The sequence below is a fragment of the Thalassospira sp. GO-4 genome (assembly GCF_023588965.1).
Lineage (GTDB): Bacteria > Pseudomonadota > Alphaproteobacteria > Rhodospirillales > Thalassospiraceae > Thalassospira > Thalassospira povalilytica.
In genome coordinates this window covers 2917807-2933188 of the sequence record NZ_CP097807.1, presented here as the reverse complement: position 1 = coordinate 2933188, position 15382 = coordinate 2917807, and the positions used below count along the sequence as shown (strand labels likewise).

At 55.0% G+C, this 15382-nt stretch carries 12 protein-coding genes and 1 riboswitch; of the genes, 8 read left to right on the top strand and 4 right to left on the bottom strand.

Annotation, left to right across the window (positions count from 1 at the left end):
• Window positions 1–230: 230 nt before the first annotated feature.
• Together cbiB and M9H61_RS13520 are read left to right on the top strand one after the other, a co-directional pair.
• A complete protein-coding gene (gene cbiB / locus M9H61_RS13525) occupies window positions 231–1307 on the top strand; it encodes an adenosylcobinamide-phosphate synthase CbiB (RefSeq protein ID WP_250281005.1) in 1077 nt (358 codons plus the stop codon).
• The gene (locus tag M9H61_RS13520; RefSeq protein WP_250281002.1) at window positions 1304–1930 is read left to right on the top strand and encodes a nucleotidyltransferase family protein; all 627 of its coding nucleotides are present in this window, start codon (window positions 1304–1306) and stop codon (window positions 1928–1930) included. Before cbiB ends, M9H61_RS13520 begins: the two co-directional genes overlap by 4 nt.
• Before the next feature lie 16 nt (window positions 1931–1946).
• Here the strand turns inward: M9H61_RS13520 and rfaE1 are convergent, their stop codons facing one another.
• Both rfaE1 and M9H61_RS13510 read right to left on the bottom strand, forming a co-directional pair.
• Window positions 1947–3419, bottom strand: a complete 1473-nt coding sequence (rfaE1, locus tag M9H61_RS13515) for a D-glycero-beta-D-manno-heptose-7-phosphate kinase (protein WP_114112191.1) — start codon at window positions 3417–3419, stop codon at window positions 1947–1949.
• A gap of 56 nt (window positions 3420–3475) precedes the next feature.
• Complete coding sequence (locus M9H61_RS13510) at window positions 3476–4060, bottom strand: D-sedoheptulose 7-phosphate isomerase (protein ID WP_250281000.1); 585 nt, start codon at window positions 4058–4060, stop codon at window positions 3476–3478.
• Between the two features lie 336 nt (window positions 4061–4396).
• Between M9H61_RS13510 and M9H61_RS13505 the strand changes: the two genes are divergently transcribed.
• Entirely contained in the window at window positions 4397–5626 is a 1230-nt protein-coding gene (locus M9H61_RS13505; protein ID WP_101246801.1) for a hypothetical protein, read from the top strand.
• A 78-nt stretch (window positions 5627–5704) separates the two neighbouring features.
• On the opposite strand, the gene cobT is transcribed toward M9H61_RS13505, so the two are convergent.
• The gene (gene cobT / locus M9H61_RS13500) at window positions 5705–6739 is read right to left on the bottom strand and encodes a nicotinate-nucleotide--dimethylbenzimidazole phosphoribosyltransferase (protein ID WP_250280999.1); all 1035 of its coding nucleotides are present in this window, start codon (window positions 6737–6739) and stop codon (window positions 5705–5707) included.
• A gap of 268 nt (window positions 6740–7007) precedes the next feature.
• Here cobT and cobS point away from each other — a divergent pair, with 268 nt between their 5' ends.
• Both cobS and M9H61_RS13490 read left to right on the top strand, forming a co-directional pair.
• Window positions 7008–7823 (top strand): adenosylcobinamide-GDP ribazoletransferase, encoded by an 816-nt coding sequence (cobS, locus tag M9H61_RS13495; RefSeq protein WP_250280995.1) that lies wholly within the window; start codon window positions 7008–7010, stop codon window positions 7821–7823.
• A 45-nt stretch (window positions 7824–7868) separates the two neighbouring features.
• Window positions 7869–8507, top strand: a complete 639-nt coding sequence (locus tag M9H61_RS13490) for a histidine phosphatase family protein (RefSeq protein WP_250280993.1) — start codon at window positions 7869–7871, stop codon at window positions 8505–8507.
• A gap of 104 nt (window positions 8508–8611) precedes the next feature.
• Here M9H61_RS13490 and M9H61_RS13485 read toward each other — a convergent pair whose 3' ends face one another.
• Window positions 8612–9286 carry a hypothetical protein gene (locus M9H61_RS13485; RefSeq protein ID WP_101246804.1) on the bottom strand — a complete coding sequence of 225 codons (675 nt, stop codon included), beginning with the start codon at window positions 9284–9286 and terminating at the stop codon, window positions 8612–8614.
• Between the two features lie 239 nt (window positions 9287–9525).
• Window positions 9526–9716: riboswitch (cobalamin riboswitch) on the top strand.
• 54 nt (window positions 9717–9770) lie between these two features.
• Between M9H61_RS13485 and cobU the strand changes: the two genes are divergently transcribed.
• The 3 genes from cobU (at window position 9771) to cobN (ending at window position 15245) form a co-directional block, all read left to right on the top strand.
• Window positions 9771–10298 carry a bifunctional adenosylcobinamide kinase/adenosylcobinamide-phosphate guanylyltransferase gene (gene cobU / locus M9H61_RS13480; protein WP_206926397.1) on the top strand — a complete coding sequence of 176 codons (528 nt, stop codon included), beginning with the start codon at window positions 9771–9773 and terminating at the stop codon, window positions 10296–10298.
• A 34-nt stretch (window positions 10299–10332) separates the two neighbouring features.
• Window positions 10333–11373 carry a cobalamin biosynthesis protein CobW gene (gene cobW / locus M9H61_RS13475; protein ID WP_250280991.1) on the top strand — a complete coding sequence of 347 codons (1041 nt, stop codon included), beginning with the start codon at window positions 10333–10335 and terminating at the stop codon, window positions 11371–11373.
• 92 nt (window positions 11374–11465) lie between these two features.
• Complete coding sequence (gene cobN / locus M9H61_RS13470; RefSeq protein WP_250280985.1) at window positions 11466–15245, top strand: cobaltochelatase subunit CobN; 3780 nt, start codon at window positions 11466–11468, stop codon at window positions 15243–15245.
• Window positions 15246–15382 lie beyond the last annotated feature (137 nt).

Sequence of the window (15382 nt, the reverse complement as noted above, 5' to 3'; positions counted from 1 at the left end):
GGAATGCAAGCGGCAGGTAACAGAAGAAATATCGAAGGCGGGATCAGAGGCGAAAATACTACTTATGGTGGGCGGGCGGGTCGTTGATATCGAATATCTTGTGGGGCGGTGTGGTCTTAGGGGGATGCATGCTGTTGTGACGATCAATCGTATGATAAAAATAAAAATCGTATGAATTTCTTCTATCAAATCGGGTCAGGCTTGGCAAATGATGGTGTCGCAGCAGGGCCTTGGCCCGTGCCCGTGTCATTGGCATTGACGGTTTGCCGTGCAAGTCGCACATTGCGCCGATGGAACCCGATCTTGCAGATTTTCTTATTCCGGCTTCCGGCTTTTCCGGACCACTTTTCACAATACTGGTGCTGGCGCTGGTGTTGGACGCGATCTTTGGCGATTTCCCATGGTTGTTTTCACGCATTTCCCATCCGGTGGTCTGGATTGGCAATCTGATTTCGTGGTTCGAAAAGCGCCTTAATCGCAAGGGGCTTGGTAATGCGGACTTGATCCTGCGCGGCATGGTCACCAGTCTGGCGGTCATTTTCGTGGCAGCGGTGGCCGGTGGTGTCATCCAGATTCTGTCGGCCTTTGGCGGTGTCTTCTGGCTGTTCGAGATCCTTCTGGTGGCGATCCTGATCGCGCAAAAGGGCCTTTATCAACATGTCAAAGCGGTCTCGACAGCCCTTAAAACCGATGGACTTGCTGGCGGACGCAAGGCGGTTTCGATGATTGTTGGCCGTGACCCGGACAAGCTTGATGAAGCCGGTGTCAGTCGGGCGGCAATTGAAAGCTGTGCTGAAAACTTCTCGGACGGGGTGGTCGCGCCGCTTTTCTGGTATGTGGTCGCCGGACCGGTTGGTATTTGCGCCTATAAGGCGATCAACACCCTTGATTCGATGATTGGTCACCGCAACGAACGGTATTTGTATTTTGGTCGGTTCGCAGCGCGGCTTGATGATGTTGCCAATTTTATCCCGGCCCGGATTGCCGGGGGCGTGATTTGTCTGGCCGCCGTGCTTGGTGCCAAGACCAGCGGTAAAGCTGCCTGGCAGACGCTTTGGCGTGATGCCCGCAAACATAAATCCCCCAATGCCGGATGGCAGGAAGCAGCCTTTGCCGGCGCCCTTGATCTGGCTCTTGCCGGGCCACGTCAATATGGCGATGAAATCGTTGATGATCCCTATATCGGGTCGGGCCGGCGCGATGCCGGGGCAGCTGATATTGACCGGGCATTGTCGCTTTATATCGGGGCCTGTCTGATCAATGCGGCCTGGCCGGTTCTGATCAAGGCACTTTGGATCGGGTTATGAGCGCTGGTTGCGCGATTGATGCGTGCCCAAGGGGGGCGGAATTTCTAGTTGCCGTGCTCAAAAACCGTTTTAATGCCGAAATCCTTGACCGTACCGGATTGCTGGGCTTCACCGACTGGTGGCTTACGGCGGGGTGTCTGGCGCAGACCGTCTGGAACCTCAAAGCCGGAAAGGCGCCTGAAACCGGGATTGAGGATTATGATCTTTTTTATTTCGATCCCGACACAAGCTGGGATGCGGAGGATCATTCAATTTCCAGATGCGCTGATCTGTTTTCGGATCTTCCGATCCGGATCGAGCTTCGAAACCAGGCCCGGGTACCGATCTGGTATCGCCAAAAGTTCGGTCTGGAATATGGGGCGGTTCAATCGGCAAGCGATGGCATTGATCGCTTTGCCTATCAAACCACGGCGATCGGTCTTCGCAGGGAACTTGACGGCGATTACCGACTTTATGCGCCGTTCGGGGTAAAAGCCGCCCTTGACGGCCGCGTCATCCCGAACAAGGCGCTCCCCATCGCGTCGGTTTACGCCGCGAAAGTTGCCAGATGGAAAAACATCTGGCCGCATCTTGATGTCATGCCGTGGGCTGAGGGAAGTGATGTGGATATGGGCGACGTCTGAGCCATCAAAATGGACGTCAGCTATTGCCTTCATTCATCCGTGCAATGGTCGAGGTGGTCGAAAAACCGTCCTCAAGATTGGCCAGCACCACTTTGCCGCCATAGCTTTGCACAATATCGGCCCCAACCACCTTGTCGATGGTGTAATCGGCCCCTTTGACAAGGATATCAGGTTTGATCGCTTCGATCAGATTGATCGGGGTATCTTCACCGAAAATCACCACACCGCTAACAGTTTCAAGCGACCCGAGAACGGCTGCGCGGGCGGCTTCGGACTGGACCGGTCGGCTTTCGCCTTTAAGCCGTTTGACCGACGCATCGGAATTCAGGCCGACAATCAGACGGTCACAATTTGCCCGCGCCTGTTTGAGCAGGCTGAGATGGCCCGGATGCAAAAGGTCAAAACAACCATTGGTAAAGCCGACTTTATAGCCCTTGCGGCGCCAGCGTTCTGCGCGATCCACCATGCGGTCAAGCGGCATCAGTTTGGCTTCGCCAATCATCAGATCATGGTGATGCAGGGCCGATACCAGCTCGTCGGGATAAACAATGGCCGTACCGATTTTGCCAACCACAATGCCCGCCGCAACATTGGCAATGCGCGCGGCATCGGCAAGGCTTGATCCTGCCGCAACCGCAGACGCAAGGCAGGCGACCACGGTATCACCGGCCCCCGATACGTCAAAAACTTCGCGGGCCTCGGTCGGCAGGTGGATGGCTTCGCCATCTTTGGTAACAAGGGTCATGCCATCTTGGCTGCGCGTCAGCAGGACGTTATCAATGCCGCATTCGGTAATGATCTTGGTGGCGGCCGCAACCGCTTCTTCGTCACTATTGACGGCAATCCCGGTTGCTGCCTGTGCTTCGGCGCGGTTCGGGGTTACCACGGTTGCCCCGCGATAGATGCTGTAATCACTGCCCTTGGGGTCAACAATGACCGGTTTTCCGGCCTTGCGCGCGGCATTGATCGCCGCGGCAACCACATCGGCATGCAAGACGCCCTTGCCGTAATCAGACAGAATGATTGCCGCCACATCTGGTGCAAGTTGGCCTGCAAGGGTCGAAAGGTTGCTGATGGTGGTCGGGGTGATGTCCGATGTGGTTTCGTTGTCAGATCGCAACAATTGCTGGCCGCTTGCGATATAACGGGTTTTGATGGTGGTCGGCCGGTTGCGTTCGGTCTGGATATAGGGCTCGACACCCTTGTCATTGGCGACATATTCCATGACTTCGCGGCCGGGCAAATCATCTCCGACAAGTGTCAGGAACTGAACCGATGCGCCTAGGGCGGTGGCATTGCGCGCGACATTGCCCGCCCCGCCAAGCATTGCACTTTCGCGTTCGACCCGGATGACCGGGATCGGTGCTTCGGGCGAGATACGATTGACCGACCCATAGACAAAGCGATCAAGCATGACATCACCAATGCACAGGACCTTGGCGTTGGTCAGTTGTTCTACCTGTCGGGCCAGATGGCTGAGATCGGTCATTTGTTCGTATCTTTGTTCTGTAGTTCTGAATTGTGTTCTGGCAGCCTATGGGCCGATTATTTTTTGGTCAGGTCAAGGGTATGCTCAAGCGCGCCGACAAGCATCTGACCGAGCTGAATGTGCATTTCCTGGATCCGGGCGGTGGTGTTGCTGGGCACAATCATCAGCGGATCGCAAAGATCGACCATGTCGCCACCGGTCTTGCCGGTCCAGCCGGTTGCAATCAGGCCCATTTCCTTGGCCTTGGCCAGACCAAGATTGACGTTCTTGCTGTTGCCCGATGTCGAAATGCCGATTGCAACATCATCAGGATTGCCAAGGGCTTCGATCTGGCGCGAAAACAGGTAGTCAAACCCGAAATCATTGCCGATCGCAGTCAGGGCAGAACTGTCAGTGGTCAGGGCAATCGCCGGCAGTGCACGACGGTCGTGGATGTAGCGAACCGTGAATTCGGTGGCGATATGTTGCGCATCCGCAGCTGATCCGCCATTCCCGAAAAACAGAAGCTTGTTACCGTCATTAAGCGCATCGGTGCAAATTTCAACCAGCTCGACAAACGCATCGCGGGTGGCTTCGCGTGTTTTGTTTACCAGATCAAGATGCTCGTCAAACTCGGCATCGAAAAAAGCTTTGATATCCATTGCGCTCTGAAATCCCGCAGTAGGTCATGTATTGTGATCAGGCTGTTTAAACAGGGTCCCTTGTTTAAACAAGAATCTGGAATGGTTTTACATCATCGCTATGTGTTGATTGATGTTTTTACCTGACATGTCAAATCGGGCTGAAACTAGCAGCTTGGATGGCGGAAAGCTACGACTTATCTGTTTTACCGGATGTCTGAAATTGTCCGATTTTCACGTTTGGTTTCAATAGGTATGAATGATAAATACATAACCTGTTAATCGACAGGCTCTATTATGGAACAGGCTTGGTATCGGGGTTGGTTCCGGTAAAACAATAATCTGGTTATTGCATTAATGTCTGATAGCTCACTTCCATCGCCCGAAGCCTTTCTGGTCGACTATGTGCGACGCCTTGAGCGGCGCAAGGAAGGTGTGGGTGCTATCCATGTGCATTTCTCGAAATTGCAGGCATTTAACCGTCGCGACCACCATATTCGCACGGCGATTGTTGCCTTTGAAGAAATCGCGCCGGAAGTCACCGGGCGTATCTTTACCCTGTCCAATCAGGACCTGATTTTCATTTTTGATGCAGCCGAGATTGACGAGGTCAATGCCGTCATCTTTCGTCTGAAATTCCTGTTCAACGATGATCCGCTGATCAGTGACGGCAAGGATGAAAGCGGTGCGCCGGCAAGCTTCACCGACTTTTACGATGTCGGACAGCAATATAAGGACTTTCTGCATCTGACACAGATGCTGGTGCGTGCCAATGCCAACCGCCCCCGGGTGGTCAGCAAGGCGGCCGAGCGCCATAACGATCATCCCGATTACGGTGATGATCGCGCCCCGCTGACCCCGAAAATTCTGGGCCGGATTGATGAATCGCTGCGCCGTGCCGACTTGTCAAACCTGATGCGCCGCCAGGCGATCTGTGCGGTGGTCGGGGATGCCAACCCGACACCGGTTTTCCATGAATTGTTCATTTCAATCAAGGATTTGCAGGAAACACTTCTGCCCGATGTCAATGTTCTGTCGAACCGCTGGCTGTTTCAGCATCTGACGGAAATTCTTGATCGGCGGATGCTGTCACTTTTGACCCGGTCAAACGATGCGTCTGTGACCGGGTCGGTCAGTATCAATCTCAATGTGTCGACCTTGCTGTCACCCGATTTCCTGACCTTTGACAGCAATGTCAAAGCCGGTCAGCGGGGCACCATCGTTCTTGAACTGCAAAAGATTGATATCTTTGCTGATCTGGGTGCTTTCTTCTTTGCCCGCGATTTTTGCCGTGATCGTGGCTATCGCATTTGCATTGACGGTATCAGCCATCTTTCCCTGCCCTATATCAACCGCAACAAGCTGGGCGTTGATATGATCAAGATGATCTGGGATCCGGATATGGAAAGCATGGATGATGCCCATCGCGAAGCCATGCGCGCAGCAGTCGCGGAATCAGGTGATACACGTGTGATTCTGTGCCGTTGCGACGATGAACGCGCGATCAAATTCGGCCATTCGATCAACATCACCATGTTCCAGGGCCGCCACGTTGAACAATTGATGAGCGAACGGACAAAAAAATAGCGCCGGGCTTCCCGACGCTATGATGCCCGACACTATGATGGTTGTCTGAAAAGCTTCGATGAAAAGCAATTTGGCCGCTTAAGCCTGTTCCTTGCCGTCAATGCCGGCTTTTTCAAATGTCGCCATGCCGTTATGGCATTCAGCAGCCGAGCGCAGCAGCGGGATCGCCAATGCTGCACCCGACCCCTCGCCAAGGCGCATGCCAAAATCGATCAATGCCTTTTTGCCAAGCTTTTCAAGCAGGCGCATGTGGCCCGGCTCTGCTGAAACATGGCCGACAAGACAGTGATCAAGTGCATCTGGCCGCATGGCGGCCAGAACCGCCGCCGCCGCACAGGAAACATATCCGTCAAGCAATACCGGCACCCGTGAATAGCGCGCAGCAATAATCGCCCCGGCCATGGCGGCGATTTCGCGCCCACCAACACAGCGCAAGACATCAAGCCCGTCATGCATCTGGTTTTTATGCAAGATGATGGCATCGCCAACCACCCGGGTCTTGAGTGTCAGGGTCGCGTCATCAATGCCGGTTCCCCGCCCGGTCCAATCCCCGGCGTTGCCGCCATAAAGTGCATGGGCAATTGCCGCTGCGGCGGTGGTGTTGCCGATGCCCATTTCGCCCGGCACAAAAAGATCAAGGCCCTTTTCAATCGCGCTCATGCCAAAGGCCATGGCTTCTGCACAGCCCTCATCATCCATCGCCGGTTCCTGACTGAAATCGTTGGTCGGGATTTCAAGTGCGACTTCCATCACGCGGAGTTCCGCATCGACCGATTTGCAAATCTGGTTGATGGCAGCCCCGCCATTGATGAAGTTTTCCACCATCTGCTGATTTACGCTTGGCGGAAATGCAGACACGCCCTGTGCCACAACGCCATGACTGCCGGCAAAGACAGTGACACGCGGCCGAGACATCCGCGGGCGTGATGTTCCCTGCCAGCCTGCCAGCCAAAGGCTGAAATCTTCGAGACGGCCAAGTGAACCGGCCGGTTTGGTCAGGGTCGGCTCACGGTTGGCAACAGCAGCTTGTGCCTCTGCGTCAACGGCCGGCAAATCGGCGAGAAGACTGCGAATTTCATCAAGGCTTTGGGGCGGGTGCTTGGGATTGAACATTGTGGTCTCCGGCTGGCGGCAAATCGTCAAAAAGCGTGTTCCGCTTGGCTTCTGGAATGGTAAGGATTAGGGTCAGAAACCAATCAATTGGTGTGTTTCAGTATCGGCCAACGGTCTGCCGGTCCCGGATCCGGGATAGCTTCGGTTTCGCGGTAGACTGAAGAACCCCAATAAAATCGGCCCCAAACTAGGCCTATGCGCAACAGATTGCCAGTTCGAAAATCGGAATTTCATGGTGTCCGAAGATCATAACCAAAACGAAACAAACATGCAAAGCACAGATACACCGACAGGTGATCGGCGTGATGATGCGGATAAAACGTCTGTTGATGCATCGGTTTTATCCGATTTCTGGCGCGCCATGGCATTGCTCAGCCGGGTGCCGTTGCCCCCGGTTGGTGATTTCCGGGCGGCTCTGATCGCGCGATCTGTCTGGTGCTGGCCACTTGTCGGACTGGTCCTGGCGGGCCTGGCATTGCTGCCGGCGATGCTTGTCGATTTTCTGACGGGAAACCCCCTTGTCTATGCGATCTTTGCCATCGCAGCGATGGTGTTGCTGAGCGGCGCGATGCACGAAGACGGCATTGCCGACTGTGCGGACGGCTTTGGCGGCGGGATGGACCGCGACCGCAAACTTGAAATCATGCGTGACAGCACTGTCGGGACCTATGCGGTTGTCATGCTGATTTTGACGCTGGGTTTGCGGCTGGTTCTGATTACGGCTGCGGCGGATATCGGACAGGCCGGTATCCTGTTTCTGATCATGGCGGTTATTTCCCGTGCGGCAATGCCGGTTGTTATGCGCATATTGCCGCCAGCGCGGGATAACGGACTGGGCAAAGGGGCCGGGCGGCCCGGATGGCTTCCGGTTCTGATCGGGTTTGCCATTGCCAGCGCTATTGTTCTGGTATTGGGCGGTATCGGTGCGATGTTTGCGGTAATTGTCGGTGTGATGATCGCGATCCTGATCGTCGCAATGGTTGCCAGATCACAAATCGGTGGCCAGACCGGTGATGTGTTGGGGGCAACCCAAGTCTGTGCCGAACTGTTTGCCGGTATCGGATTCATTGCCGTAATGGCATAGCCATGAATTTTGCTGATTGCTCAAAACGACCATGATTGACTGCCAATGTCCGAACAAACCGGGGAAAGCATGACCAAAATCAAGACAACGCGCTGGTGGCTGGTGCGTCATGCGCCGGTGCAAAACCCGGAACGTCTGGTCTATGGCCGAAGTGACATGCAGGTTGATCTGTCTGATGAAAAAAAACTGCGTGCGGTGGCGCGGCACTTGCCCCGCGATGCGGTCTGGATGACCAGCCATCTGTCACGGACGCTTGATACCGCGCTCAAGCTTCAGGAACTGATCGACGAGGACATCACCCCGACCCGCGAAAGCGGCTTTGCCGAGCAACATTTCGGGGCCTGGGAGCTTCAGCGCTGGAACGACCTTCCGAAAGGCGAAACCACACAATTCTGGACGGATTTCGCCCGACAGCAGCCGCCAAATGGTGAAAGCTTTGCCGATATGGTCGAGCGGGTCGGTCCGGTTTTCACCCACGCCACCAGCTATTGGGCGGGCCGCGACATTGTTGCTGTGGTCCATGGCGGCACCATCCGCGCGATCATGGCCAATGCGCTGGGACTGTCACTTGAAGCGGCATTGTCATTTCATATCGATACGCTAAGTCTGACCAGACTGGAATATATCGACGGTGTGGATCAGCCCGGCTGGCGTGTCACCGCGGTCAATCAAAGCTTTGGATGATTTTGACAGAAAATAAAAACGGCATCGACCCGCTGTGGAACGATGCCGTCAGGATGTGGATGTCGTGACCATTCCCGTGCCGTAAACTGCCCTGTCCGCGGCAATCAGGCCGTTTGCAGTTCGGAATTCAAGGGAAGATCTTCAAGCGCATGTTCGGCAAGATAGCGATCAAGCATATCTGCGGTAATGTCGTGCTTTTCACAGATCGCAGTCACGTCTTTCAAATAGGCTTCGTAATAGGGCAGCGGGCGGCTGCGTGACTTGTTGCGCAATTTGGCGACATGCGGGAAATCTTCACAAAGAGCCGTATTCTCAATTGCCTGGATGACGTTGTCATCAATGATGGCTGCGGGCATCTTGCGATAGGTCTTTCCACAGGCTGACAGCATTTTGCTGGCGGTGGGGACCGATATCCCCGGCTGGGAAAGCAATTCGTTTAATTCTTCCTGGCCGAAATCCGAAATCGACATCAACGTGATGAGCGTCGGCAGATCACGCACAAGCAGCGACAGTGCATTGACGCGGATGCCGCGCGCATGGGACCAGATGATGGTGCCGATCACCCCTTTGGAAGCATCAAGTGCAAAGATGCTGCGCACATCGCGGCGCGACAATGTAATGTCCGCACCGGTCGCATATTCTTCCAGAAACGTCTGAAAGGCCCGATTGTCGGAATTCAGGCGTTCAAGCAGACCAAGCCACATATCCTTGCGCGAGGATGTGGTCCAGGTTGGTGTGTTCGGATTTCGGATTTTCGATAGTTGTGCAGAAACTGCCATCTGATTTTGCAAAATTCCAGTTAACCCCAAGAGTTTGGTGCCGCAATTATGCGGCCCACCGGTTTTGATGTTTTTTGTCCCGGTGATCTTGCTGGAAGGTGATTTGTTACCACTCTAATTCCAGCTTGATAATATTATGTTCCCTTAAAGGAGGGCCGGCCTCAAGCAGGCAATTCTTACAAATACTGACCTTCCGGTTAGCTGACCCGTCCGGACAGAGAATGCCCTTTGGGTTCAAGGGCAAACCTGTTAGGTTCGGCGCACCGTTCGGTGATGGGAAATCGGTGCGATGCCGATGCTGCCCCCGCAACTGTATCGGGTTGGGTGATCCGGGTGGATGTATTGCCATTCACCAGCCACCGGGAAACCGGGAAGGCGGATTGCTTTCATGCCCGCAGCCAGGAAACCAGCCGAATGGTGTCATCATCTTAAATGATGGCGACGCAATCGGGCCTCGGTGGGAGGCCATGGCGAGGAATAGAATATGACCCGGACTGACCCGCCTTGCGGGACACATCTGATTCTTGGCGGTGCGCGATCTGGCAAAAGCCGGTTCGCCGAAAACATCATCAATGCGGCTGGCGGCGGCATATATATCGCGACCGGTCGGGCATGGGATGATGAAATGGTCAACCGCATCGACCTTCATAAACAATCGCGTGGCGATCTTTGGCAAACGATCGAGGAACCGCTTGATCTTTGCGGTGCACTCGACACCTGCAATCAGCCGGACGGCAAACCGGTTCTGGTCGATTGCCTGACCTTGTGGCTGACCAACCTGATGCTCGAAGATCGCGATATTGATGCTGAAATCGACCGGCTTTGTGATCACTTGCCTGGGCTGGACATTCCGGTGTTGCTGGTATCAAACGAAGTCGGTTTCGGGATTGTCCCGGAAAATGCAATGGCGCGGGCTTTTCGCGATCATGCCGGACGTCTCCATCAACGTATTGCCGCATTGGTTGACCGGGTGACGCTTGTCGTTGCGGGCATTCCGATGCAGGTCAAATGACAATTTAAATGATTGAATTTCAAGGAATTTGAAAATGGCACAATTGGGTAAAATCCCGGCAACCGTCATTACCGGCTTTTTGGGGGCCGGCAAGACAACCATGATCCGCAACATGCTGGAAAATGCCAATGGCAAACGCATTGCCCTGATCATCAATGAATTTGGCGATCTGGGCGTTGATCGCGGCATCATCAACGGGTGCGGTATCGAAGGCTGTGCCGAGGATGATGTGGTTGAACTGGCAAACGGATGTATCTGCTGTACGGTTGCGGATGATTTTCTGCCAACCATTCGTGGCCTGATTGATCGCGATACGCCGCCTGATCATATCGTTATCGAAACATCAGGGCTGGCCCTGCCCAAGCCGTTAGTCAAGGCGTTCAACTGGCCCGAAGTACGGTCGCGCGTGACTGTCGACGGGGTTGTTGCGGTTCTTGATGGTGCGGCATTGCGCGACGGGTTGTTTGCCCATGACCATCATGCGGTTCAGGCCCAGCGCGAGGCCGATGAAAACCTTGATCATGAAAGCCCGCTTGAAGAACTGTTTGAAGAACAGCTTCATTGCGCCGATATGGTGGTTCTGAACAAGACCGACCTTCTGACCGACGAAGAACGCACCAAGGTCGAAGCCGATATCCGCGCCGAACTTAAAAAGCCGTCGGTCAAAATCATCGCGACCGAGCATTCCCGTGTTGAAAACGCCATTTTGCTGGGCCTTGGTGCTGCGGCCGAGGATGACCTTGATAGCCGCCCGAGCCATCATGATGATGGTCATGAACATGATCATGATGATTTCGAAAGTTTTGTTGTCTCACTTGATGCGGTCAATGATCCGGCGGCCCTTGAAAAACGCCTGATCGACATCGTGCGTCAATATGATGTTCTGCGCATCAAGGGTTTCCTTGATGTTCCGGGCAAACCGATGCGCCATGTGGTTCAGGGGGTCGGGGAACGTTTCCAGCGTTACTTTGACCGTCCCTGGGCCGACACCGAAAACCGCCGTTCCGAACTGGTGGTGATCGGCTTGCATGGTCTGGACCGTGCCGCGATCGAGGCCGCAATCAAGGCGGCCTAAGCCCATTGGGCACACATAAAACCATATGACCGATACCGGATGTTTTGCATCCGGTATCGGTGCTTTTGACGACAGAACAGACGGAATTTCAAATGCATCTTTTGGCAGCACAGCCAGGCATGGTCACCGATGGCAGCGAAGCGGTCGATCTTGGTCAGGAACCGGGCGATGTCGTCATCCTGTCTGCGGCCGAGTCCGAGCTTGCCTGCCTTGCCGGGGCACAGGCACGTCTGGCAGATGCGTTTGGTGAAGATGTTCCGTCTTTGCGTTTGGCCAGTCTTTTGCAGCTTGGTCACAATATGTCGGTCGATCTTTATGTCGATGATGTGCTTTGTGATGCCAAATTCATCATCGTGCGGATTTTGGGCGGGCGCGGTTATTGGGAATATGGTGTCGAGCAGCTGGTTGCTCTGGCGCGGTCGCGTGATATCCCGTTGGTGCTGTTGCCCGGTGATGATCAACCCGATGCCGAACTTCTGTCGCTATCCACCGTCAAGGGTGCTGAATATCAGAATATCTGGCGCTACCTGATCGAAGGTGGCCCGCAAAATGCCGAAAATTTGCTGCGTCTGATCTATGAAAAACTCAATGCAGATGTACTGTGGAACTGGTCGCCAGCCGCCCCGTTGGTCAAGGCTGGCGGATATTGGCCGGGCATGTCACAGGCCGGTCTTGATGATGTCAGATCAAACTGGAAAACCGATCAACCGGTCACCCCGATCATTTTTTATCGATCACTTGTCCAGGCGGGAAATCTTGACGTTATAGATGCGCTGGTTACTGCATTGTGCGACAACCATCTCAATCCGTTGCCGATTTTTGTCGCCAGCCTCAAGGACCCGGTGGCAAGTGCGCTGGTCAGTGACTGGCTTGCGGAAACGAATGCCAATCTGATTTTGAATACGACCGGGTTTGCGCTTTCCGTTCCGGGGTCAGAACGATATGACGGGCCGTTTGATGCCGTTGATGCGCCGGTCTTTCAGGTGGTCTTGTCCGGTGGCAGCGAAGATGCATGGCGCGATGGTGTGAACGGGCTTGCCGCCCGTGATATCGCGATGAATGTCGCCCTGCCCGAGGTCGATGGCCGTATTCTGGCCCGGGCCATTTCGTTCAAGGGATCGGCGGGTAAGGATGACCTGACCCAGATCGATCTCGTCAAATATATCCCGGTGCGCGATCGGGTCGATTTCACCGCAAAACTTGCCGCCAACTGGATCGGATTGCGCAAATCTGCCCCGTCAGATCGCAAGATCGCCATGGTCATGGCCAACTATCCCAATAAGGATGCCCGTCTGGGCAATGGTGTCGGGCTTGATACGCCGGCTGGCATGATCGAAACCCTGCGCGCCATGCTTGAAGACGGATACGCCATCACCGATTTGCCGGCAGACGGTGATGCCCTGATTGCCGCGATCAAGGCGGGGCCGACCAACGATTTCAAGTCCCTAGCGACGCGTGAAATACGGGTAACGCTGTCCCTGACGGAGTATCAAGCGGCCTTTGCCGCGCTGCCCAAATCGATCCGAAGCCAGGTGATCGAGGCCTGGGGTGATCCCCAAACCGATCCGTTTTATCTGCCCGATCAGGGAAGCTTTGCCCTGTCGATCCTGCCGATGGGCAATGTGGTTGTGGGCTTGCAGCCCGCACGCGGCTACAACATTGATCCGCTTGAAAGCTATCACTCGCCCGATCTGGTGCCGCCGCACAACTATTTCGCCTTTTACATCTGGTTGCGGCATGTGTTTGGCGTCGATGCGATCATTCATTTTGGCAAACATGGCAATATGGAATGGTTGCCGGGCAAGTCACTGGCACTTTCCGAGGATTGCTTCCCCGAAGCAGTCTTTGGCCCGACCCCGCATTTCTATCCCTTTATCGTCAATGACCCGGGCGAAGGCACACAGGCCAAACGCCGTGCCCAAGCGGTCATTCTTGACCATCTGACCCCGCCCCTGACGCGTGCGGAAAGTTACGGGGCGCTCAAAGATCTCGAAGCATTGGTCGATGAATATTATGACGCTGCTGCGGTCGATCCGCGCCGTTTGACGATCCTGAAACGCGACATTCTTGAACTGGCCATTCGCATTGGTCTTGATCGTGATTGCGGGATCGAGGCGGATGAGGACGAAGAAAGCGCGCTGGCCAAGCTTGATAACTATCTGTGCGAGCTTAAGGAACTTCAGATCCGCGATGGTCTTCATATCTTTGGCAAGGCGCCAGAAGGCGATCTTTTGACCGATCTTCTGGTCGCACTGGCCCGCTTGCCACGTGGTGCTGATCACGGGCCGAAGGCATCCCTGCATCGTGCGATTGCCAAGGATATCTTGGCCGACCCGGCATTTGATCCCCTTGATTGCGCCTTTGCCGAATTTTGGCCCGGTGCCAAGCCCGATATCCTTGCTGCCTATGGCACAAAGGATGACAGCGACATTGGCCCGTGGCGGACAACCGGCGATACGGTGGAGCGGATCGAACTTCTGGCGCGGGATCTGGTCAATGGCACGGTCACGGCTGATCCGTCATGGAGTGCAGTTAAGGATGTTATTTCCGATATCGAAACAAATATTCGCCCGGCCGTAACCGGTTGTGGTCCGGCCGAGATTTCCGGCATCCTGCGGGGACTTGCTGGCAAATTTGTCGAGCCCGGACCGTCGGGTGCACCCACCCGTGGGCGACCGGATGTGTTGCCGACCGGGCGCAATTTCTATTCGGTCGATACCCGTACCGTGCCGACGCCTGCGGCCTGGCAGTTGGGTTGGAAATCGGCCGAATTGTTGTTGGAACGCCATGTTCAGGATCATGGTGAATGGCCAAGTGCGCTGGGACTTTCGGTCTGGGGAACAAGCAACATGCGCACGGGCGGTGACGACATTGCCCAGGCGCTGGCGCTTATGGGGGTGCGTCCGACCTGGGACAGCGCATCGCGCCGGGTGACCGGGTTTGAAATCATGCCCGCATCGCTTCTGGGCCGTCCGCGGGTTGATGTGACCTTGCGCATTTCGGGTTTCTTCCGCGATGCCTTTCCGGGCCTGATTGACCTGTTTGACAGTGCGGTTCGTGCGGTGGCGGACCAGACCGACGAACCGGCCGATATCAACCCGATTGCTGTGCGGATTGCCAAGGAAACCGCGAAACTGTGCGATCAGGGGATGACCGCCGATCAGGCCCGCCAGCAGGCCGCATTCCGCGTGTTTGGGTCAAAACCTGGTGCCTATGGTGCGGGCTTGCAGGCGATGATTGACGAAAAGCTTTGGGAAAACGAAGCCGATCTTGCCGATGCTTATCTGGCATGGGGAAGCTACGCCTATGGCAACGGGGCCGAAGGCGTTGCTGCGCGCAAGCTGTTTGAAACCCGGTTATCCAATGTCGATGCGATTGTCCATAATCAGGATAACCGTGAACATGACCTGCTGGATTCTGATGACTATTATCAGTTCGAAGGCGGAATGACATCGGCGGTACGGAACCTGTCAGGCAAGCAGCCGACGGTTTACCACAGCGACCATTCCCGCCCCGAAAGTCCCAAAATCCGTACACTTGAAGAAGAAATCGCCCGTGTGGTCCGGGCGCGTGTGGTCAATCCCAAATGGATCAATGGGGTGATGCGCCATGGCTATAAGGGGGCGTTCGAGATGGCGGCAACGGTGGATTATCTGTTTGCCTTTGCCGCGACTGCACGCTGTGTGGCCGATCATCACTTTGACCTGGTCTATGATGCCTATCTTGATGATCCCAAGGTTCGTGATTTTATCGAATCCCATAACCCCGATGCGCTGCGTGATATTCGCGATCGCCTGCGCGAGGCAATTGAACGCGGGCTTTGGCAGCCGCGCCGCAACAGCGTTTCATCCGACCTTCTTGATCAGGCGTGACGCACTTCTTGCCCTGTCCTTTGATTCACAAGAATTTTACCACCGGAACAAGACGGGCAGTTGAAACGTTTCGTTTTCGCACCATATCTCAATTAACCAACTGTTAATAAGTTGTGAGGGACGGGGCACCCCTGTTG